General features: G+C 63.2%; 24 protein-coding genes. 6 read left to right on the forward strand and 18 right to left on the reverse strand.

The genetic code is table 11. The annotated features are described in order from the left end of the window. Positions 1 to 17: 17 nt before the first annotated feature. The gene (gene mtgA / locus J4E53_RS11060; protein WP_060740192.1) at positions 18 to 740 is read right to left on the reverse strand and encodes a monofunctional biosynthetic peptidoglycan transglycosylase; all 723 of its coding nucleotides are present in this window, start codon (positions 738 to 740) and stop codon (positions 18 to 20) included. 73 nt (positions 741 to 813) lie between these two features. On the opposite strand from mtgA, the gene J4E53_RS11065 reads away from it, so the two are divergent. The 4 genes from J4E53_RS11065 to trmB all read left to right on the forward strand — a co-directional run bounded on the left by J4E53_RS11065 (position 814) and on the right by trmB (position 3060). Further along, positions 814 to 1185: a DUF423 domain-containing protein gene (locus tag J4E53_RS11065; protein WP_060740193.1), complete on the forward strand. Its 372-nt coding sequence runs from the start codon at positions 814 to 816 to the stop codon at positions 1183 to 1185. A gap of 90 nt (positions 1186 to 1275) precedes the next feature. Next, a complete protein-coding gene (gene thiS, locus J4E53_RS11070) occupies positions 1276 to 1476 on the forward strand; it encodes a sulfur carrier protein ThiS (RefSeq protein WP_060740194.1) in 201 nt (66 codons plus the stop codon). Positions 1477 to 1530: 54 nt separating this feature from the next. Next, the gene (locus J4E53_RS11075) at positions 1531 to 2325 is read left to right on the forward strand and encodes a thiazole synthase (RefSeq protein WP_060740195.1); all 795 of its coding nucleotides are present in this window, start codon (positions 1531 to 1533) and stop codon (positions 2323 to 2325) included. Positions 2326 to 2334: 9 nt separating this feature from the next. Continuing rightward, positions 2335 to 3060, forward strand: a complete 726-nt coding sequence (gene trmB, locus J4E53_RS11080; RefSeq protein ID WP_014340682.1) for a tRNA (guanosine(46)-N7)-methyltransferase TrmB — start codon at positions 2335 to 2337, stop codon at positions 3058 to 3060. A 145-nt stretch (positions 3061 to 3205) separates the two neighbouring features. On the opposite strand, the gene J4E53_RS11085 is transcribed toward trmB, so the two are convergent. The 9 genes from J4E53_RS11085 to J4E53_RS11125 form a co-directional block, all read right to left on the reverse strand. Beyond that, a complete protein-coding gene (locus tag J4E53_RS11085; protein WP_060740196.1) occupies positions 3206 to 3529 on the reverse strand; it encodes a DUF3392 domain-containing protein in 324 nt (107 codons plus the stop codon). A gap of 18 nt (positions 3530 to 3547) precedes the next feature. After that, positions 3548 to 4747: a radical SAM family heme chaperone HemW gene (hemW, locus tag J4E53_RS11090; RefSeq protein ID WP_092474683.1), complete on the reverse strand. Its 1200-nt coding sequence runs from the start codon at positions 4745 to 4747 to the stop codon at positions 3548 to 3550. Continuing rightward, complete coding sequence (gene rdgB, locus J4E53_RS11095) at positions 4744 to 5340, reverse strand: RdgB/HAM1 family non-canonical purine NTP pyrophosphatase (protein ID WP_103308877.1); 597 nt, start codon at positions 5338 to 5340, stop codon at positions 4744 to 4746. Before rdgB ends, hemW begins: the two co-directional genes overlap by 4 nt. Further along, positions 5337 to 5771 carry a DUF4426 domain-containing protein gene (locus J4E53_RS11100; protein WP_060740199.1) on the reverse strand — a complete coding sequence of 145 codons (435 nt, stop codon included), beginning with the start codon at positions 5769 to 5771 and terminating at the stop codon, positions 5337 to 5339. Before J4E53_RS11100 ends, rdgB begins: the two co-directional genes overlap by 4 nt. Positions 5772 to 5796: 25 nt before the next feature. Further along, complete coding sequence (metW, locus tag J4E53_RS11105) at positions 5797 to 6417, reverse strand: methionine biosynthesis protein MetW (RefSeq protein ID WP_060740200.1); 621 nt, start codon at positions 6415 to 6417, stop codon at positions 5797 to 5799. A 7-nt stretch (positions 6418 to 6424) separates the two neighbouring features. Further along, positions 6425 to 7564, reverse strand: a complete 1140-nt coding sequence (locus J4E53_RS11110) for a homoserine O-acetyltransferase (protein WP_046063237.1) — start codon at positions 7562 to 7564, stop codon at positions 6425 to 6427. Positions 7565 to 7781: 217 nt separating this feature from the next. Then, positions 7782 to 8372, reverse strand: a complete 591-nt coding sequence (locus J4E53_RS11115; RefSeq protein ID WP_060740201.1) for a YggT family protein — start codon at positions 8370 to 8372, stop codon at positions 7782 to 7784. 10 nt (positions 8373 to 8382) lie between these two features. Beyond that, positions 8383 to 9201, reverse strand: a complete 819-nt coding sequence (proC, locus tag J4E53_RS11120) for a pyrroline-5-carboxylate reductase (RefSeq protein WP_060740202.1) — start codon at positions 9199 to 9201, stop codon at positions 8383 to 8385. A gap of 35 nt (positions 9202 to 9236) precedes the next feature. Beyond that, positions 9237 to 9923 (reverse strand): YggS family pyridoxal phosphate-dependent enzyme, encoded by a 687-nt coding sequence (locus J4E53_RS11125; protein WP_060740203.1) that lies wholly within the window; start codon positions 9921 to 9923, stop codon positions 9237 to 9239. Between the two features lie 54 nt (positions 9924 to 9977). On the opposite strand from J4E53_RS11125, the gene J4E53_RS11130 reads away from it, so the two are divergent. Further along, positions 9978 to 11012 carry a type IV pilus twitching motility protein PilT gene (locus J4E53_RS11130; protein ID WP_060740204.1) on the forward strand — a complete coding sequence of 345 codons (1035 nt, stop codon included), beginning with the start codon at positions 9978 to 9980 and terminating at the stop codon, positions 11010 to 11012. Between the two features lie 162 nt (positions 11013 to 11174). On the opposite strand, the gene J4E53_RS11135 is transcribed toward J4E53_RS11130, so the two are convergent. Beyond that, a complete protein-coding gene (locus J4E53_RS11135; protein ID WP_060740205.1) occupies positions 11175 to 11786 on the reverse strand; it encodes a C40 family peptidase in 612 nt (203 codons plus the stop codon). A 249-nt stretch (positions 11787 to 12035) separates the two neighbouring features. Between J4E53_RS11135 and J4E53_RS11140 the strand changes: the two genes are divergently transcribed. Then, complete coding sequence (locus J4E53_RS11140) at positions 12036 to 12464, forward strand: TM2 domain-containing protein (RefSeq protein ID WP_060740206.1); 429 nt, start codon at positions 12036 to 12038, stop codon at positions 12462 to 12464. Between the two features lie 118 nt (positions 12465 to 12582). Here J4E53_RS11140 and J4E53_RS11145 read toward each other — a convergent pair whose 3' ends face one another. The 7 genes from J4E53_RS11145 to gshB all read right to left on the reverse strand — a co-directional run bounded on the left by J4E53_RS11145 (position 12583) and on the right by gshB (position 18625). Beyond that, positions 12583 to 13854: a dihydroorotase gene (locus tag J4E53_RS11145; protein WP_060740207.1), complete on the reverse strand. Its 1272-nt coding sequence runs from the start codon at positions 13852 to 13854 to the stop codon at positions 12583 to 12585. Further along, positions 13851 to 14855 (reverse strand): aspartate carbamoyltransferase catalytic subunit, encoded by a 1005-nt coding sequence (locus J4E53_RS11150; RefSeq protein ID WP_003177495.1) that lies wholly within the window; start codon positions 14853 to 14855, stop codon positions 13851 to 13853. The genes J4E53_RS11145 and J4E53_RS11150 overlap by 4 nt, the downstream gene beginning before the upstream one ends. A gap of 24 nt (positions 14856 to 14879) precedes the next feature. After that, positions 14880 to 15386 carry a bifunctional pyr operon transcriptional regulator/uracil phosphoribosyltransferase PyrR gene (pyrR, locus tag J4E53_RS11155; RefSeq protein WP_060740208.1) on the reverse strand — a complete coding sequence of 169 codons (507 nt, stop codon included), beginning with the start codon at positions 15384 to 15386 and terminating at the stop codon, positions 14880 to 14882. Between the two features lie 85 nt (positions 15387 to 15471). Beyond that, positions 15472 to 15909 (reverse strand): Holliday junction resolvase RuvX, encoded by a 438-nt coding sequence (ruvX, locus tag J4E53_RS11160; RefSeq protein ID WP_003177497.1) that lies wholly within the window; start codon positions 15907 to 15909, stop codon positions 15472 to 15474. Then, on the reverse strand, positions 15909 to 16478 hold the full coding sequence (locus J4E53_RS11165) for a YqgE/AlgH family protein (RefSeq protein WP_053126215.1): 570 nt from the start codon (positions 16476 to 16478) through the stop codon (positions 15909 to 15911). The genes ruvX and J4E53_RS11165 overlap by 1 nt, the downstream gene beginning before the upstream one ends. 220 nt (positions 16479 to 16698) lie before the next feature. Beyond that, positions 16699 to 17595, reverse strand: a complete 897-nt coding sequence (locus J4E53_RS11170; RefSeq protein ID WP_060740209.1) for an energy transducer TonB — start codon at positions 17593 to 17595, stop codon at positions 16699 to 16701. A 76-nt stretch (positions 17596 to 17671) separates the two neighbouring features. Further along, on the reverse strand, positions 17672 to 18625 hold the full coding sequence (gene gshB, locus J4E53_RS11175; protein WP_060740210.1) for a glutathione synthase: 954 nt from the start codon (positions 18623 to 18625) through the stop codon (positions 17672 to 17674). Positions 18626 to 18777 lie beyond the last annotated feature (152 nt).

An 18777-nucleotide genomic window follows, 5' to 3' on the forward strand; every position in this document is an offset into this window, starting at 1 on the left:
GGGTTTCAGTGTCTGGGCTACTGCGCCCAGGGCGCTCGCCGCGAACGATCGAGCTCCAGCAGGTAGCTGTCGCCCCCCAGCTGGCTCATCTGCTGGCGAATCCAGCCTGCCCGCCGTAGCACATAGGGGCTCGGCCGGCTGGCGCTCCACTTCCGCGGGTTGGGCAATACCGCCGCCAGCAGGCTGGCCTGTTGCCGGGACAAGGCGTCGGCGCTGGTGCGGAAGTGGTGGCGTGCTGCGGCTTCCGCCCCGAACACACCGTCATCCCACTCGACGCTGTTGAGGTACACCTCAAGGATCCGCTGCTTGGGCCAGAGCACCTCGATCAGCGCGGTGAACCAGGCCTCCAGGCCTTTGCGCAGCCAACTGCGGCCCGACCACAGGAACAGGTTCTTGGACACTTGCTGGCTGAGGGTGCTGGCGCCGCGAATCGAACCGCCACGCCCATTGTGAGCGAAGGCGGCCTGGATCGCGCCAATGTCGAAGCCCCAGTGCTCGGGGAATTTCTGATCTTCACCAGCGATCACCGCCACCTTGAGGCTGTCGGAAATCCGGTCCCAAGGCTGCCAGGTGCGTTGCAGGTCGATCGGCTCACCGCCGAACCAGGATTCAACCTTGCGCTCGATCATCAGTGCGGTGAACGGCGGCGGCACCACGCGAAACAGCAGCACCAGCACGACGCTGCCGACGGCGAACCAGAGCAGGGCTTTAAGGAATCGTCGAAACAATAAACGCAGCATAGAGATGGCTTGGCCGAACCCGTCGAGCGGGCCATTATACAGACCCTGTCCACCGAGTCTGACTGGAGTTCCCATGTTGCGTAGCTTTCTGATGCTGGCGGCTTTTTTCGGTTTTACGGGCGTGGCGCTGGGGGCATTTGCCGCCCATGGCCTGAAAAATCGCCTGAGCGCCGATTACCTCGCGATTTTCCACACCGGCGTCACCTACCAACTGGTGCACACCCTGGCGTTGCTGGGCGTTGCGTTGCTGGCCACGCACATTCCCGGACGCGTCGTCACCTGGGCCGGGATTGCGTTTGTCATCGGCATCCTGTTGTTCTCCGGCAGCCTGTACCTGTTGACCCTGACCGGTATCAGCAAGCTGGGCATCATCACCCCGTTGGGTGGCGTGGCGTTCCTGATCGGCTGGTTGTGCCTGGGGCTTGCCGCCTGGCGGCTGGGCTGACCTGCCGGTCCATTTCATGACGAATGGCTTGGGTCGCCCTGACTGATCGGGCTAGAATGCCAGCCCCTAAAAATGATGGCGGCATCCGGCATGCGCATTCAGTTGAACGGCGAACCCCTTGAACTGCCCGACGGTGAAACCGTTGCGGCCCTGCTGACCCGTCTGGAACTGGCTGGACGTCGCGTCGCGGTGGAGCTCAATCTGGATATCGTCCCGCGCAGCCAGCACGCCGAAACCACGTTGAACGACGGCGATTCGGTCGAAGTGGTCCACGCCATCGGTGGTGGCTAGCCGCCTCGGTTTCGCAGCATTTCGCAAGAACCTCACCCCAACAGAGGATTTCCCATGAGCATCGTTCGTAGCGACAAGCCCTTCGTCCTGGCCGGTCGTACCTACCAGTCGCGCTTGCTGGTAGGTACCGGCAAATACCGCGACATGGAAGAAACCCGCCTGGCCATCGAGGCCTCGGGCGCCGAGATCGTGACCGTCGCCGTGCGCCGGACCAACATCGGCCAGAACCCGGGCGAACCGAACCTGCTGGATATCCTGCCGCCGGATCGCTACACCATCCTGCCGAACACCGCCGGTTGCTTCGACGCCATCGAGGCCGTGCGCACCTGCCGCCTGGCCCGTGAGCTGCTCGACGGCCACAACCTGGTGAAGCTGGAAGTGCTGGCGGACCAGAAAACCCTGTTCCCCAACGTGATCGAAACCCTCAAGGCCGCCGAAACCCTGGTCAAGGAAGGTTTCGACGTGATGGTCTACACCAGCGATGACCCGATCATTGCCCGTCAACTGGCGGAAATCGGCTGCATCGCGGTCATGCCGCTGGCCGGCCTGATCGGCACTGGCCTGGGGATCTGCAACCCGTACAACCTGCAGATCATCCTGGAAGAAGCCAAGATCCCGGTGTTGGTGGATGCCGGTGTCGGCACCGCCTCCGACGCCACTATCGCCATGGAGCTGGGTTGCGAAGCGGTGCTGATGAACTCGGCCATCGCCCACGCCCAGCAGCCGGTCCTGATGGCCGAAGCCATGAAGCACGCCATCGTCGCCGGTCGCCTGGCGTACCTGGCCGGCCGCATGCCGAAAAAACTTTACGCCAGCGCCTCCTCGCCGCTGGATGGTCTGATCAAGTAAGAGCCATTGATGACTGAATCGAACGACACGCCGGTCCTGCCGGAAGAAGGCGAAGAGCGCCAGCACCGCCGCATCAAGAGTTTCGTGATGCGCGCCGGGCGCATGACCGAAGGCCAGCAGCGCGGCCTGGAGCAGGGCGCGCCGCTGTTTGTCCTGCCCCTGGCCGATGCACCGGTGGATTTTGACCAGGTGTTCGGCCGCTCGGCCCCGCGCTCGCTGGAAATCGGCTTCGGCATGGGCCACTCGTTGCTGGAAATGGCCGCCGCTTCGCCGGAGCAGGATTTCATCGGGGTGGAAGTCCACCGTCCCGGTGTCGGTGCGCTGCTCAACGGCGTGCTGACCCAAGGGCTGACCAACCTGCGGGTCTACGATTGCGATGCCATCGAAGTGCTCAACCGCTGCGTGGCCGACAACAGTCTCGACCGGCTGATGCTGTTCTTCCCGGATCCTTGGCACAAAAGCCGGCACCACAAGCGCCGTATCGTCCAGGCGTCGTTCGCTGAACTGGTGCGCAGCAAGTTGAAGGTCGGCGGTGTGCTGCACATGGCCACCGACTGGGAACCCTACGCCGAGTACATGCTGGAAGTGATGAACGTTGCCCCGGGCTATCGCAACCTGGCCGAAGACGGCAAGTGCGTGCCACGCCCGGCCGAACGGCCGATCACCAAGTTCGAACGCCGTGGCGAACGGCTGGGGCATGGGGTTTGGGATTTGAAGTTCGAGAAGGTGGCGTAAGCATCAGAAGATCCTGTTGAAACAGGATCCCTTGTGGGAGCGAGCTTGCTCGCGATGAGGGCATGACATCCAACATCAATGTTGACTGTTATACCGCCATCGCGAGCAAGCTCGCTCCCACATTTGTTTTGTGTAATGGTCGAAATCAGCGCCGATCCGCCACCACGCCAATCAACACCAGCACCACCAACAACACCGGCGCCAGGCTGTAGTTGTTGAACTGGCTCAAGCCCCTGACGATCCATGGCGTGGCATAGATCAGCGCGGCACCGCTGCCGATCATGCACAGCAGGGCGATCAAGGGGACGCGCAAGGCGCCGGCGATGCTGCCCAGGCGTTGGTCGACCCAGCCCTTGATGTCGGCACCAAACAGCACCAGCAGGCAACCTACCAATGCCAGGGAGATTTCCGACAGGTTGCTGCGGCTCCAGCGGGACACGGTGGCCAGCAGGTCGAGTACCAGATCCATTCGATTTCCTTGTGTTGATCAGCTCAGAAATGTCTGCAGCAAGTCATTGAGAAACAGCTGTCCGCGCTCGGTGGCCGCCAGACGTGTCGGTTCGACCTGCAACAACCCGCTTTGTTCGGCCTCGCGCCGGCCTTCGGCCAGGCTTTGCAGGGGCAACCCGGTGCGTTCCGGGTACAGCCGCGCGTCCACGCCTGCGGTCAGGCGCAGGGCGTTCATCAGGAACTCGAACGGCAGTTCTTCATTGGCCAGGGTTTTCTCGCCAGCCTGGAAGCTTTTGGCCGGATTGAGATAGTCCTTGGGCAGTCGGGTCTTCCAGGTGCGCACGATGCGCCCGTCCGGATGGCTGAGCTTGCCGTGGGCGCCGGCGCCGATGCCGATGAAGTCGCCGAAGCTCCAGTAGTTGAGGTTATGCCGCGCCGCCCGACCGGGCTGGGCGTAGGCCGAGACTTCGTATTGGGCGTAGCCGTGTTCGGCCAGCAAGGCCTGCCCGGCTTCCTGGATATCCCACAGCGTGTCGTCTTCGGGCAAGGTCGGCGGTTGGTTCCAGAACACCGTGTTCGGCTCCAACGTCAGCTGGTACCAGGACAGGTGAGTCGGCTTCAAGGCAATGGCCTGGCGCAGGTCGCTCAAGGCGTCGTCGAGGGACTGGTCGGGCAGCCCATGCATCAGGTCCAGGTTGAAGTTGTCGAACCCGGCCTGGCGGGCCATGCCGGCGGCGCGCACCGCCTCGTCACCGTTATGGATCCGCCCCAGGGCTTCGAGCTTGGCCTGCTGGAAGCTCTGGATGCCGATGGACAGGCGGTTGATGCCCAAGGCCCGGTAAGCGACGAATTTTTCTTGCTCGAACGTGCCGGGGTTGGCTTCCAGGGTGATTTCGATGTCCTGGGCGAAGGGTATCCGCGCCTCGACCCCCTTGAGCAATCGGCCCAGGGCCTGGGCACTGAACAGGCTTGGCGTACCGCCTCCGAAGAAGATCGAGCTCAGTTCGCGGCCATGAACCCCGTGCAGGTCCTGATCGAGATCGGCCAGCAAAGCATCGACGTATTCCTCCTCCGGCAGCTGCGGGCTGGCGGTATGGGAGTTGAAGTCGCAATAGGGGCATTTGCGTACGCACCACGGGATGTGGATGTACAGCGCCAGGGGCGGCAGCACCGGGAGCGGCGCCCGCGGGGTTTGTGCACCGCCATGGATCAGGGGGGCGGGGGCGTCGTCGGTCATTGCAGGCCCAGGCGTTGACGCAGCAGGGCCATGGCACGGGCGCGGTGGCTCAGTTGGTTCTTTTCCACCGGCCCCAGCTCGGCGCTGGAGCAATTGCGCTCTGGCACCCAGAACAACGGGTCGTAGCCAAAACCGTGCTCGCCGCTGGCTTGGGTAAGAATGCGCCCGTGCCACAGGCCTTCGCAGAGGATCGGCAGCGGATCGTCGGCGTGGCGGACCAGGGCCAGCACACAGACGAACTGCGCGCCGCGCTCGGCTTCGGACACGTCCTTGAGGGCATCGAGCAGCTTGGCGTTGTTCGCCGCGTCACCCTTGCCGTCAGCGTAACGGGCCGAGTAAATGCCCGGTGCGCCGCCGAGGAAGTTCACGGCCAGCCCGGAGTCGTCGGCGAGCGCCGGCAGGCCCGAGATGCGTGCGGCATTGCGGGCCTTGAGGATGGCGTTTTCCACGAACGACAGGCCGGTCTCTTCCGGTTCCACCTGGCTGAATTCGCCAATCGAGCGCAACTGCACCGACCCGCCAAGCATGGCCTGCAGTTCCTTGAGTTTGCCGGCGTTGTGGCTGGCCAGTACGAGTTGGGTGAGGTTCATCATTCGCCGGGGAACAGTTCCTGGTTGAAGTTGATGGTGTTGATCTTGTCGCCGGTTTGCACCTTGATCTCGAAGGTGCGGGTTTCCTGTTGGTCCACTGGATACTGGGCGATGTAATAGATCGCGCCTTGTTCGGTGATCTGGCGGAAGGAGAGGGGGACTGTCTTGCTGGTCAGGTCCTTCACCGTGCCGCTGACGTCGGCGATCAATGGCTTGCCGCTTTTGATCACCGAGACATTGATCACACCTTGGTTCTTGCTGCGAATCAGCTCGGCAGCCTTGGCGATCTCCGGCGTCAGGAAGGTGGAGTTGAACGTGTTGTAGTGCACGGTGATATCACCGAACACTTCCTTACGCTCGCCCTTGATGACGTCGGCGGCCATGGCGCCCACGCTCAGGCAAGCGGTGATGAGAAACAACGCTAGACGTTTCATGTCGTGCTCCTGGTGAGGCCGGGGCTTACACCGCGACCTGGTAATCGGCAAGGCCTGGGCTGCTGACCCGATAGATGCCTATTTCACCTAACAGATTAGGCCATAGCTTGCTGGCCCACCCGTGGCGGTGCTGCTGGTCCACGGCCAGGCGATCGATGACCTTGGCTTCGCGTTCGCGGCACAGCGCTTCGAAATCCTTGAAGGTGCAGAAGTGGATGTTCGGCGTGTTGTACCAGGTGTAGGGCAGGAAATCCGAAACCGGCATGCGTCCCTTGCTCGCCAGGTACCAGCGGCAGCGCCAGTGACCGAAGTTGGGGAAGGTGATGATGCACTGGCGCCCGACCCGCAGCATTTCGTCGAGGATCTTGTCCGGGTAGTGCACCGCTTGCAGGGCTTGGGTCATGACCACGATGTCGAAGCTGTTGCTGGCGAAGTTGCCCAGGCCCTTGTCCAGGTCCTGCTCGATGACGTTGATGCCCTTGGCGACGCATTCGGCAATGTTGTCCGGGTCGTTTTCCAGGCCGTAGCCGGTGACCTGTTTGTTGTCCCGCAGCCAGGTCAGCAGTTCGCCGTTGCCGCAGCCCAGGTCGAGCACGCGGCTGCCGGCGGGGATCCATTCCTGGATGATGTCCAGATCGGCTCTCATGGCGTCCTCACAGCGTTATACGGTTCATGTAGTTGCCGAACGCCTGCAGGTAGCGCGGGATCGGGATCAAAAAGGCGTCGTGGCCCTGGGGCGCGTCGATTTCCAGGTAGCAGACGTCCTTGCGCGCGGCCATCAGCGCGTCCACCAGCTCCCGCGAGCGCGCCGGGGAGAAGCGCCAGTCGGTGGTGAACGACATCACGCAGAACTTGGCGGTGGCATTGGCGAAGGTTTTCGCCAGGTTATCGTCGAAGTTCGCCGCCGGATCGAAGTAGTCCAGCGCCTTGGTCATCAACAGGTAGGTGTTGGCGTCGAAACGCCCGGAGAATTCTTCACCCTGATAGCGCAGGTAGCTCTCGACCTGGAACTCGACGCTGTGGAAGTCGTAGTTGAGCTTTTCGCTCTTGAGGCCACGGCCGAATTTCTCGCCCATGGAGTCGTCGGACAGGTAGGTGATGTGCCCGACCATCCGTGCCAGCATCAGCCCGCGCTTGGGAATCACGCCGTGTTCCTGGAACGAACCGCCGTGGAATTCGGGGTCGGTGAGGATCGCCTGGCGCGCCACTTCGTTGAAGGCGATGTTTTGCGCCGACAGCTTGGGGGCCGAGGCGATTGCCAGGCAGTGGCGCACGCGGTCCGGGTAAGTGATGGTCCATTGCAGGGCCTGCATGCCTCCCAGGCTGCCGCCGATCACGGCGGCCCACTGGCCGATACCGAGGCGGTCGGCCAGGCGGGCCTGGCTGTGGACCCAGTCTTCCACGGTCAGCACCGGGAAATCGGCGCCGAAGGGCTTGCCGGTGTCCGGGTTGAGGCTGCTGGGGCCGGTGGAACCGTTGCAGCCGCCCAGGTTGTTCAGGCTGACCACGAAGAACTTGCTGGTGTCGATGGGCTTGCCCGGGCCGATGCAACTGTCCCACCAGCCGGGCTTGCGGTCGTCGATGCTGTGGTAGCCGGCGGCGTGGTGATGCCCCGACAAGGCGTGGCAAATCAGCACGGCATTGCTCGCCGTGGCATTGAGGGTGCCGTAGGTTTCGTAGATCAGGTCATAGGCTGGCAACGAACGGCCGCAGGCCAGGGCCAGGGGCTCGCTGAAATGCGCCGTTTGCGGCGTCACCAGACCAACGGAATCGGGGGGAAAGGCAGCTGGCATCGACCCTGCTCGCGTTGAAATGAGGCGTAAGTCTAAAGACCGCTGTGGCGGGCGGCAAGCAAAGGGCGGCGCTGATTCTTCGGTGAACGTAGACCCTGTGGGAGCAAGGCTTGCCCGCGATGGGGCCGATGCGGTCTTTTGGGGACCGAGGCGCCTGTTTCGCGAGCAAGCTTTGCTCCCACTGAGAGAGGTGCTGACTGATCAGGCCGGTATCGGGTCAGATCAGCAGCCGCAGGATTTCCGGCATCATGGTCATCGCCGCCAGGTTGTTGATCACCAGCATGTCGATCAGCTTGAGCACCATGAACGCCAGGATCGGCGAGATATCCAGGCCGCCCAGGTTCGGCACGATGCGACGGAACGGCGCCAGGGCCGGCTCGCAGATCTGGTTCACCAGTTCGGCCCCCGGGTTATGGCTGCCCGGCGCGACCCACGACAGGATCACGCTGATGATCAGGGCGAAGAAGAAGATCTTCAGGAACAGCGCGGTCACGCCAATGAGCGACCAGATCAGCAATTGCAGCGGGTTGCCGGTGGTGCCGTAGGTCAGCAGCAGGGTCAGGGCCATCAGCGCCATTTGCACGAGGATCGCCAGGACCAGCGACGACATGTCCAGGCCGAACAGGCTCGGGATGATCCGGCGCAGCGGCTTGAGCAGCGGCTGGGTGGCCTTGACGATGAACTGGCACAGCGGGTTGTAGAAGTTGGCGCGCACCAGTTGCAGCACGAAACGCAACAGCACGATCAGCAAGTACAGGCTGCCGAGGGTTTGCAGCACGTAGACCGCTGCAGTGTTCAATCCAATCATGAATGGCTCCTTATTGGCCCAGTTGTTCGGCCATTTCGGCCGAGCGGTGCGCGGCGGCGCCGAGTGCTTTTTCCACCAGGGCTTCGAAGCCCCCGGCCTGGAACGATTTGATGGCCGCTTCGGTGGTGCCGGCCGGCGAGGTCACGCGACGACGCAGCTCGGCCGCATCGACGTCGCTCGACACCGCCATGTGCGCGGCACCGAGGGCGGTCTGCAAGGTCAACTGGGCGGCGGTTTCCCGGGTCAGGCCAAGTTTTTCGCCAGCGGCGGTCATGGCTTCGATCAGCAGGAAAAAGTACGCCGGGCCGGAGCCGGAGACGGCGGTGACCGCGTCCAGTTGCTGTTCGGTGTCCAGCCACAGGGCCAGGCCGACGGCCGACAGCAGCGTTTCGGCCTGCTGGCGTTGCTCGGCGCTCACGTGTGGCGTGGCGAACAGGCCGCTGACGCCCTGGCGCAACAGCGCCGGCGTGTTGGGCATGCAACGTACGATCGGCTGCTCGCCGAGCCAGTTGTTCATGCTGGCACAGGTGATGCCAGCGGCAATCGACACCACCAGTTGATGGGGCTTGAGGCTGGGGCGAAGGGCTTCGCAGACGGTTTTCATCGCTTGCGGCTTGACCGCCAGCACGATGACGTCGGCGCCGTCGATGGCCTGGGCATTGTCGGCGAAGGTTTCGATGCCGTGCTCGGCACTCACTCGGGTGCGGGTCTCTTCACCCGGATCGCTGGCGCGGATCAGCGAAGCGTCCAGGCCCTTGGCCCGCAGGCCGCCGATCAGGCTGGCGGCCATGTTGCCGGCGCCGATGAAGGCAATACGCGTGTTGCTCATGACAGGTCCTTATAAAGAGATGAGTCGGTCATGGTTCAGGAGTGACCATAGTCGCGGGCACCAAACAGGGCAGTACCGATGCGCACCCAGGTGGCGCCTTGGGCAATGGCCGACTCGAGGTCGTGGCTCATGCCCATGGAAAGCGTGTCCAGCGGCAGTGCCAGGCTGGCTTGCAGGCGTTGAACGGCGGCGAAGGCTGCATCCTGGGCGGCACGTTCTTCGGTGGGTTCGGGAATCGCCATCAGCCCGCGCAGCTTCAGGCGTGGCAAAGCGCTGATGGCGCTGGCCAGGGCGGGCAGGTCCGCCGGGGTGCAGCCGGATTTGCTGGCTTCACCGCTGACGTTGACCTGAATGCAGATGTTCAGCGGCGGCAACTCGGCCGGGCGCTGCTCGGACAGGCGCTGTGCAATTTTCAAGCGATCCACGGAATGCACCCAGTCGAAGTGTTCGGCGATAGCGCGCGTCTTGTTCGATTGAATGGGGCCGATGAAGTGCCAGATCAAGGGCAGGTCGGTCAATTCGACCTGTTTGCCCAGGGCCTCTTGCAGGTAATTCTCGCCGAAGTCCCGCAGGCCGGCGGCATAGGCTTCACGCAGGGCCTGGGCAGGCTTGGTCTTGCTCACGGCCAGCAGTTGGACACTGCCTTCGGCACGTTGGGCGGTCTGCTCCGCCGTGCGGATGCGCGAACTAACCTGAGCAATGTTGTCTGCTATCGTGGACATAAAGGAAGCGCCAGCGGTGAGGTTCGCGGCATTCTACTGGAATTGAGGAGCGCTATGGATATCACTGAACTGCTGGCGTTCAGCGCCAAACAGGGGGCGTCGGACCTGCACCTGTCCGCCGGGCTGCCGCCGATGATCCGCGTGGATGGCGATGTGCGACGGATCAACCTGCCGGCGCTGGACCACAAGCAGGTGCATGAGCTGATCTACGACATCATGAACGACCGGCAACGGGTGGATTACGAAAAGTTTCTGGAGACTGACTTTTCCTTCGACGTGCCGGGCGTCGCGCGATTCCGGGTCAACGCCTTCAACCAGAATCGCGGCGCGGGGGCGGTGTTCCGGACCATTCCGTCGAAAGTCCTGACCATGGAAGACCTGGGAATGGGCGAGGTGTTTCGCAAGGTGACCGAATCGCCGCGCGGGCTGGTGCTGGTGACCGGGCCGACCGGTTCGGGCAAGTCCACCACCCTGGCGGCCATGATCGACTACCTCAACAGCCATAAGCACCATCACATCCTCACCATCGAAGACCCTATCGAATTCGTTCACGAGCCGCGCAAATGCCTGATCAACCAGCGCGAGGTGCACCGCGACACCCAAAGTTTCTCCACGGCGCTGCGTTCAGCCCTGCGGGAGGATCCGGACGTGATCCTGGTGGGCGAGATGCGCGACCTGGAAACCATCCGCCTGGCGCTGACCGCCGCCGAAACCGGGCATCTGGTGTTCGGCACCTTGCACACCACCTCGGCGGCCAAGACCATCGACCGGGTGGTGGATGTGTTCCCGGGCGATGAAAAGTCCATGGTTCGCTCGATGTTGTCGGAGTCGTTGCAGGCGGTGATTTCCCAGGCGCTGATCAAGAAGATCGGCGGCGGCCGGATCGCGGCGCATGAAATCATGCTGGGGACCTCGGCCATCCGGAACCTGATCCGTGAAGACAAGGTGGCGCAGATGTACTCGTCCATCCAGACCGGCGGCTCGCTGGGGATGCAAACCCTGGACATGTGTTTGAAGGACTTGGTGAACAAGGGCCTGATCAGCCGCGAACATGCCCGGGAGCGGGCGCGTACGCCGGATAATTTCTAGGGGATCTGTCAGGAGATTTGCAGCGCTTTTGCAGGCCTCATCGCGAGCAAGCTCGCTCCCACATTTGATTTGCGGCGGACACAATTTCTGTGAGCACTGAAAATCAAGTGTGGGAGCGAGCTTGCTCGCGATGGGGGCATCAGCTGTGACACAAATGCTTGATCAGCGCTGAACCACGCGCAGCGCACCTGGTTCTTTCGGCAATACCCGCTTGGCCACTACGTAGTGGGTGTCCCAGTACGGCTTGTTCAAGGTGTCGATGGTCACCGACTTGCCACGGCGTGGGGCGTGGATGAAACGGTCGTTGCCCAGGTAGATGGCCACGTGGTTGACCCGGCGGCTCTTGAGCTTGAAGAAAATCAGGTCGCCGGGCTTGAGATCCTTGCGCTCGACTTTCTCGCCATGACCGGCGGCCATGGCGTTGGACGTGCGTGGCAGATCGAACGTGGCGTCGTTGAAAGCGTATTTCACCAACCCGCTGCAATCGAAGCCTTTACTTGGGCTGCTGCCGCCCCAACGATAAGGTGTGCCGAGTACATTCACGGCGCGGCTCAGCACGTTGCTGCTCGCTTTGGTCGCCATGGGCGGCACCAGCTTGCTGTTGGCCGTGCCCACGCGCTGGACGCTTGGCTTGTTCTTGCTCGAAGGAGCAGAAACATGGGATTTCGGGGTGTAGCCGTTGACGTTGGGAAGACGTTGCTCACGATTGGTGGCGTGGGCGGCCAGTGGCAATAATAGGCAAATGGTTAGCCATGTCTTGAAAAATGGACGCATTAGGCAAGGCTCTTAAAGGTTAGCGCGCAACTTTATAACAGCTTTTTTTGCCATTCCGAGGCCGTTTGTCGATTCGAAACCCAGCGTAAACCCTGCACAATGGCGACAATTGGGCTTGATTGTCCGACAGAACCCCCGTGACACGGGGGTTTCCCCGGTTCGTGTCGCCCAGGACCGCTTGTCGGCGAGACACAAAAAAGTCACAAAAAGTCCGAACAAATTTTTCTATCGAGGCAAAAGAGGCCATTCATGAACAGCTATCAGCAGGACGCAATCCGCGATACCCACAGCAAAGTCATCGGGTATCTGCTGTGGATTTTCGGTTTTACCGGCGCCCACCGTTTCTATTACGGCAAGCCGGTCACGGGGACGATCTGGTTCTTCACCTTCGGCCTGCTGGGCATCGGTTGGCTGATCGACCTGTTCCTGATCCCGGCCATGGACCGCGAGGCGGACCTGCGTTTCACCCCAGGGCCGATCGAGTACAGCGTGGCGTGGATTCTGCTGACGTTTCTCGGGGTGCTGGGCGTACACCGGATGTATCAGGGCAAGTGGATCAGCGGGATTATTTACCTGCTGACCGGCGGGGTGTTTTTTCTCGGGGTGCTGTATGACTTCTGGACGCTGAACGATCAGGTGTCGATTCGTAATGCGCAGAAGCGGGGTGCTTTTCAGTAAGACCGAGTCGCCTGTATCGCGAGCAAGCTCGCTCCCACATTGGATCGAGGTGTTCACACATCATGTGTTCACCGAAGATCCCCCTGTGGGAGCGAGCTTGCTCGCGATAGGCGCGGTATCAGGCCTGGTGGGTGATCCGCCCATCCATCAGGGTATAGCGCACCACTCCCGGCAGGCTGTGACCGAGGAACGGGCAGTTGTCGCCCTTGGAGCGCCAGGCTTCGCCGGCCACGGTGGACGCGGCAGGGTCGAACAGCACCAGGTCCGCCGGGGCGCCCACCGCCAGTTTCCCCGCTGGCAATTGCAGCGCCTGGGCCGGGCCGGCGCTCAGGCGGGCCAGCAAGGTCGGCAGGTCCAGCAAGCCGTCTTCCACCAGCGTCAGGGCCAGCGGCAGCAGCAGTTCGACGCTGCTGATGCCCGGCTCGGTGGCGCCGAACGGGGCCAGCTTGGCATCGCGCTCGTGGGGTTGGTGATGGCTGGAGATGGCCGAGATCACCCCGGACTTCACCGCCTCGCGCAGGCCATCGCGGTCGGCGCGGGTGCGCAGCGGCGGCTGGACGTGGTAGACGCTGTTGAAGTCGATCAGCGCCTCGTCGGTCAGGATCAACTGGTACAGCGCCACATCGGCGGTCACCGGCAAGCCGCGGGCCTGGGCCTGGGCGATCAACGCCGCGCCGCGGGCGCTGGTCAGCTGGCTGAAGTGGGCGCGCACGCCGCTTTGTTCCACCAACAGCAGGTCCCGGGCCAGGGCCACGGTCTCGGCGGTTTCCGGGATGCCCGGCAGGCCGAGGAAACTGGCGGTCGGGCCTTCGTGGGCCAGGCCACCTTCGGCCAGGTCGTGATCCTGGGAATTGAAGATCACCGTCAGGCCGAAGGTCGCCGCGTATTCCAGGGCGCGGCACAGGGTGCGGGTGTTGCGGAAACTGTTCAGGCCGTTGCCGAACGCCACGCAACCGGCGTCCCGCAGGGCGATGAGTTCGGCCAGTTGCTCGCCGTCGAGGCCTTTGCTCAGTGCGCCGATCGGGAAGACCTTGGTGTTGCCGGCTTCGCGGGCGCGGTCGAGGATCAGTTCGGCCACGGCCGAGGTGTCCAGCACCGGTTTGGTCTGCGGTGGGCAGCACAAGCTGGTCACGCCACCGGCAGCGGCGGCCCGGGTTTCGCTGACGATGCTGCCTTTGCGGCTGTAGCCCGGTTCGCGCAGGGCGACGTTCAGGTCCACCAGGCCCGGCGCGGCCACCAGGCCCTGGGCGTCGAGGATTTCAGCCGCCACGAAACCGGTGGGCGCGGCGCCCAGGGCGACGATCTTGCAGGCATCGATATGAATGTCAGTCACTTGATCCAGGCCACTGGCTGGATCGATCACGCGTGCGCCGAGAATGCTGAGCTTCACTGGGCGTTCTCCTGGTCGAATTGGCGCTGGGCCGTTTGCCCGCTCATGGCCATGGACAGCACGGCCATGCGGATGGCGATGCCGTAGGTCACCTGGTTGAGGATCACCGAGTGCGGGCCGTCGGCCACCGCCGACTCGATCTCCACGCCGCGGTTGATCGGCCCCGGGTGCATGACGATGGCATCCGGCTTGGCCCCGGCCAGGCGGGCGGTGGTCAGGCCGAATAGGCGGTAGAACTCGCCTTCGCTGGGCAGCAGGCCGCCGGTCATGCGCTCGCGTTGCAGGCGCAGCATGATCACCACGTCGACATCCTTGAGGCCTTCGGTCATGTCGGTGTAGACCTTCACGCCGTATTGCTCGACGCCGATGGGCAGCAGGGTTTTCGGCGCGATCACGCGGATGTCCGGGCAACCGAGGGTCTTGAGGGCCAGCATGTTCGAGCGGGCGACCCGCGAGTGCAGGATGTCGCCGACGATGGCCACCGACAGGTTTTCGAAGCTGCCCTTGTGCCGACGGATGGTCAGCATGTCGAGCATGCCCTGGGTCGGGTGGGCGTGACGGCCGTCGCCGCCGTTGATGATCGCCACTTGCGGGCACACGTGTTCGGCAATGAAATGCGCTGCGCCGGAGTCGCCGTGGCGCACGACGAACATGTCGGCGGCCATGGCTTCGAGGTTGCGCAAGGTGTCGAGCAGGGTTTCGCCCTTGCTCGCCGAGGACGTGGACACGTTCAAGGTGATCACGTCCGCCGACAGGCGCTGGGCCGCCAGTTCGAAGGTGGTGCGGGTGCGGGTGGAGTTTTCGAAGAACACGTTGCACACGGTCTTGCCGCGCAGCAACGGGACTTTCTTCACTGCCCGGGCACCGACCTCGAGGAACGAGTCGGCAGTGTCGAGGATTTCCGTCAACAGCTCGCGGCGCAGGCCGTCGAGGGACAGGAAGTGCCGCAGCTGGCCCTGATCGTTGAGCTGCAGCGGGCGCTTGGTTTCGAGAGGCGTCATCGCGATGGACTCTTACAAGGGCAGTTAAAGGGCAAGGTCTTGCAGTTCGAGTTGCAGCGGCGACGGCCCGGAGAGCTTGACCCGCTCATGGGCGGCCAGCGTCAGCGTCGCGCCGACCACGTTCGGCCGGATCGGCAGCTCGGCGGCGTCCAGGTCCAGCAGGCACACCAGCGTCACGCTGGCCGGGCGACCGTAGTCGAACAGTTCGTTCATGGCGGCGCGGATGGTCCGGCCGCTCATCAGCACGTCGTCGATCAGCACCAGGTGCTGGCCTTCGATCTCGAACGGCAGCGCCGAGGGGCGTACTTGCGGGTGCAGGCCGTTCTGGCTGAAGTCGTCGCGGTAGAAGGACACATCCAGGGTGCCCAGCGGCGATTGGCTGCCCAGTGCTTCGAGCAAGGCCTGGGCGACCCAGACGCCACCGGTGCGAATGCCGATGTAGCGCGGTTCGCTGATGCCGCGGTGTTCCAGGTGTGCCGTGAGACGAATCGCCATCTGGCTGATCAGTTCGGCAGGATTGGGCAGGCTCATGCTGGCTCCTTCAGGTTCCCGGGCCGGTGGTGAGTGGCGCGGCTTGTCGCTAAAAGAAAGCGCCTTGGCGGCGCTTTGTAAAAAATCAGGTTTCGAACAGGGCGGCGTTGGCGTCGAGCCAGCCTTGCAGCAGCAGGGCGGCGGCGATGGCGTCCACCGGGTTGTCGCGGTAGCTGCCTTTCTGCCCGCCGCGCACCAGGCGCTCGCCCTTGGCCTCGAAGGTGGTCAGGCGCTCGTCATGGGTATAGAAGGGCAGGTTGTAGCGGCCATTGAGCCGGCGGGCGAACTTTTCGGCGCGCAGGCACATGTCGCTGGGCGTGCCGTCCATGTTCAGCGGCAGGCCGACCACCACGGCATCGGGTTTCCATTCCTTGATCAGCGCTTCGACCTGGTTCCAGTCCGGAACACCGTTCTGCGCTTTCAAGGTGCACAACTCGCGGGCCTGGCCGGTAATGACCTGGCCGACCGCTACGCCGATCTGTTTGGTGCCGTAATCGAAGCCCAGCAGCAAGCGCAGGGCCATCAGGCGTGTCCTGCCTGGCTGGTGAGCAGGCTGAGGTTGACCCCCAACCGGCTGGCCGCCGCTTCCAGGCGCAGTTCGCTGCTGGTGTTGAACAGGATGTCGGCGTCGAACGGGCAGGTCAGCCAGGCGTTGTCGGCCAGCTCGGCTTCCAGTTGCCCGGGTTCCCAACCGGCATAGCCGAGGGCGATCAGGCTTTTCTCCGGGCCGACCCCATCGGCGATGGCGAACAGCACGTCCTGGGAAGTGGACAGCGACAAGCCGTCCAGGTCCACCGTGGCCTGGTATTTGGGGCCCGACGGATGGAGCACGAAGCCGCGGTCGGTCTGCACCGGGCCACCGATGAAAATCGGCACGTGCTGGCACAAGAGTGGCGGTTCGATCTCGGGCCGCAGTTGCTCAAGAATGTCCGCCAGGTTCAGCTCCTGCGGGCGATTGATCACCAGCCCCATGGCCCCATTGGCCGTGTGCTCGACGATGTAGGTCAAGGTATGGGCAAAGTTCGGATCGGCCATGTGCGGCATGGCAATCAGGAAGTGATGCTTGAGGTAGGTGGGGCTGACGTTTTTCATAGGCGCTAGTGTGGCGGGGCAGGGGCGAACTGACAAGCTGGGGATGTGCAGGAAATGCTCCGATCTGGCTGGCGACACCAATCAAATGTGGGAGCGGGCTTTGTGGGAGCAAGGCTTGCCCGCGATGAAAACGCTGCGGTCTCTTGAGGACCGCAGCGCCTGGATCGCGAGCAAGCTTTGCTCCCACAAAGCTCGCTCCCACAAGGGGATTGGGTGGTTATCAGTTGCTGGACAGCCGGTCGCCGCGGGCGAATTTCCAGGTGCGGATGATTTCCAGCCGGTCGATGTCCGACAGGTCCCCGGTAAACGGCGCGAACGGTGCCGCCAGACGGACGATCCGCTGGGCGGCCTGGTCCAGCAGCGGCTGGCCGGAGGATTCGAGCACCAGCACTTCATACAACGAACCGTCCCGATTGATCGAGACCATTAGCCGCAGGTTGCCGTAGATCTGCTTGCGCCGCGCTTCGTCAGGGTAGTTGAGGTTGCCGATGCGCTCGACCTTCTTGCGCCACTCGTCCTTGTACCAGGCACCCTTGTCGCGCATGGTCGAAGCGGCGCTCAGGCGGTGGATGCGCGGGCGCTTGGCGTAGAGCTGTTGCTCCTGGGCCAGTTCGGCTTCCAGGCTGGCGATGTCGCTGGACAGTTGGGAGCTGTCGAAGGTAGGCAAGGGGGCCTGGGGCTTGGGATCAGGCTTGACCTCTTCCTTGACCGGGGCTTTCTTCGGTTTCGGCGCGACGGTGGTCACGGCCGCCTTGGGCGCCGTTTCCTGCACTTCGGGCTTGGCCGCTGGCGGCGGGGTGACTTTCTGCACCGTGTTGTCCTGGAAGGGCGCGATCTCGGTAGTCTTGGGGATCGCCTTTTTTTCCAGGGTGCCGCTGCCTTGCTGGTTTTCCTGGGCGAGGAAGTCGGCCTTCTTGGGCTTGGTCTCGCTCTTGAAAGTGGCCAGGGTGATTTCCAGGGTCTGGCTGATCTGTTTCGGCTCGACCGTGGCAAACCCGACGCCCAGCAGCAAGGCCAGGTGGATCAACGCCGCCAGGAACAGGGTAAAACCGAGGCGATCGGCCGGGCGCACGCCACGATGGGCGAGCTCTAGGGGCAGATCGGACGGGAGTGTCATGACAAGGAAACCAACATCGCGTTTTTTTCAGGCCGGGCATGATAACGCAATGTGGGTTTCCTTCAGCAGATCTGGATCAACGAGCCTTGAGCTTCTGATCGATGGCATCCATCAGCATGCCGCCGATGTCGGTGCCAAAGGCGTTATCGATCTCGCGGATGCAGGTCGGGCTGGTGACGTTGATTTCCGTCAGGTGCTCGCCGATCACGTCCAGGCCCACGAACAACAGGCCTTTTTCCCGCAGGGTCGGGCCGACCTGGGCAGCGATCCAGCGGTCCTTCTCGGTCAACGGCCGCGCCTCGCCACGTCCGCCGGCCGCCAGGTTGCCCCGGGTTTCACCGGCCGCCGGGATACGCGCCAGGCAATAGTCCACCGGTTCGCCGTCGATCATCAGGATGCGTTTGTCGCCATCGACGATAGCCGGCAGGTAGCCCTGGATCATGATCTGCTGCTTGCCGTGCAGCGTCAGGGTTTCCAGGATCACCGACAGGTTCGGGTGGCCGGCGGTGTGCCGGAAGATCGAGGACCCGCCCATGCCGTCCAGGGGCTTGAGGATCACGTCGCCGTGATGGTCGGCAAATTCGCGCAACACGTCCGGGCGGCGGCTGACGATGGTCGGCGGCGTGCACTGCGGGAACAGCGTGGCAAACAGCTTTTCGTTGCAGTCGCGCAGGCTCTGGGGCTTGTTGACCACCAGCACGCCGGCGTTTTCCGCTTGTTCCAGCAGGTAGGTGGAGTACACGAACTCCATGTCGAACGGCGGATCCTTGCGCATCAGGATCACGTCCAGGTCGCTGAGCAGCGCATCGCGCTCGTCGCCCAGCTCGAACCACTTCTCAGGGTTGGCGAAGACGTTCAGCGGCTTCATCCGCGCCCGCGCCTGGCCTTCGGCCTGGTAGAGGTCGCGCTGCTCCATGTAGAACAGCTCCCAGCCGCGCTTCTGAGCGGCCAGCAGCATGGCCAGCGAGCTATCCTTTTTATAGGAAATGCTGGCGATAGGGTCCATGACAATGCCGACGCGTACGCTCATGGCTTGGTTCCTCGAAATATGATGGGCACATAATGGCGTGAAAAAGTGGCGTCAGAGTGGCGCCCGGAAGATTGGCGGTCAAGGAAAAACCACCGCGCCCAGCGGCCGATAGATCGGCGATGGAGACTGTGCTAAAAAGGCTGCCATGTGAC

Source organism: Pseudomonas sp. FW305-28 (assembly GCF_017351395.1).
GTDB lineage: Bacteria > Pseudomonadota > Gammaproteobacteria > Pseudomonadales > Pseudomonadaceae > Aquipseudomonas > Aquipseudomonas fluorescens_AA.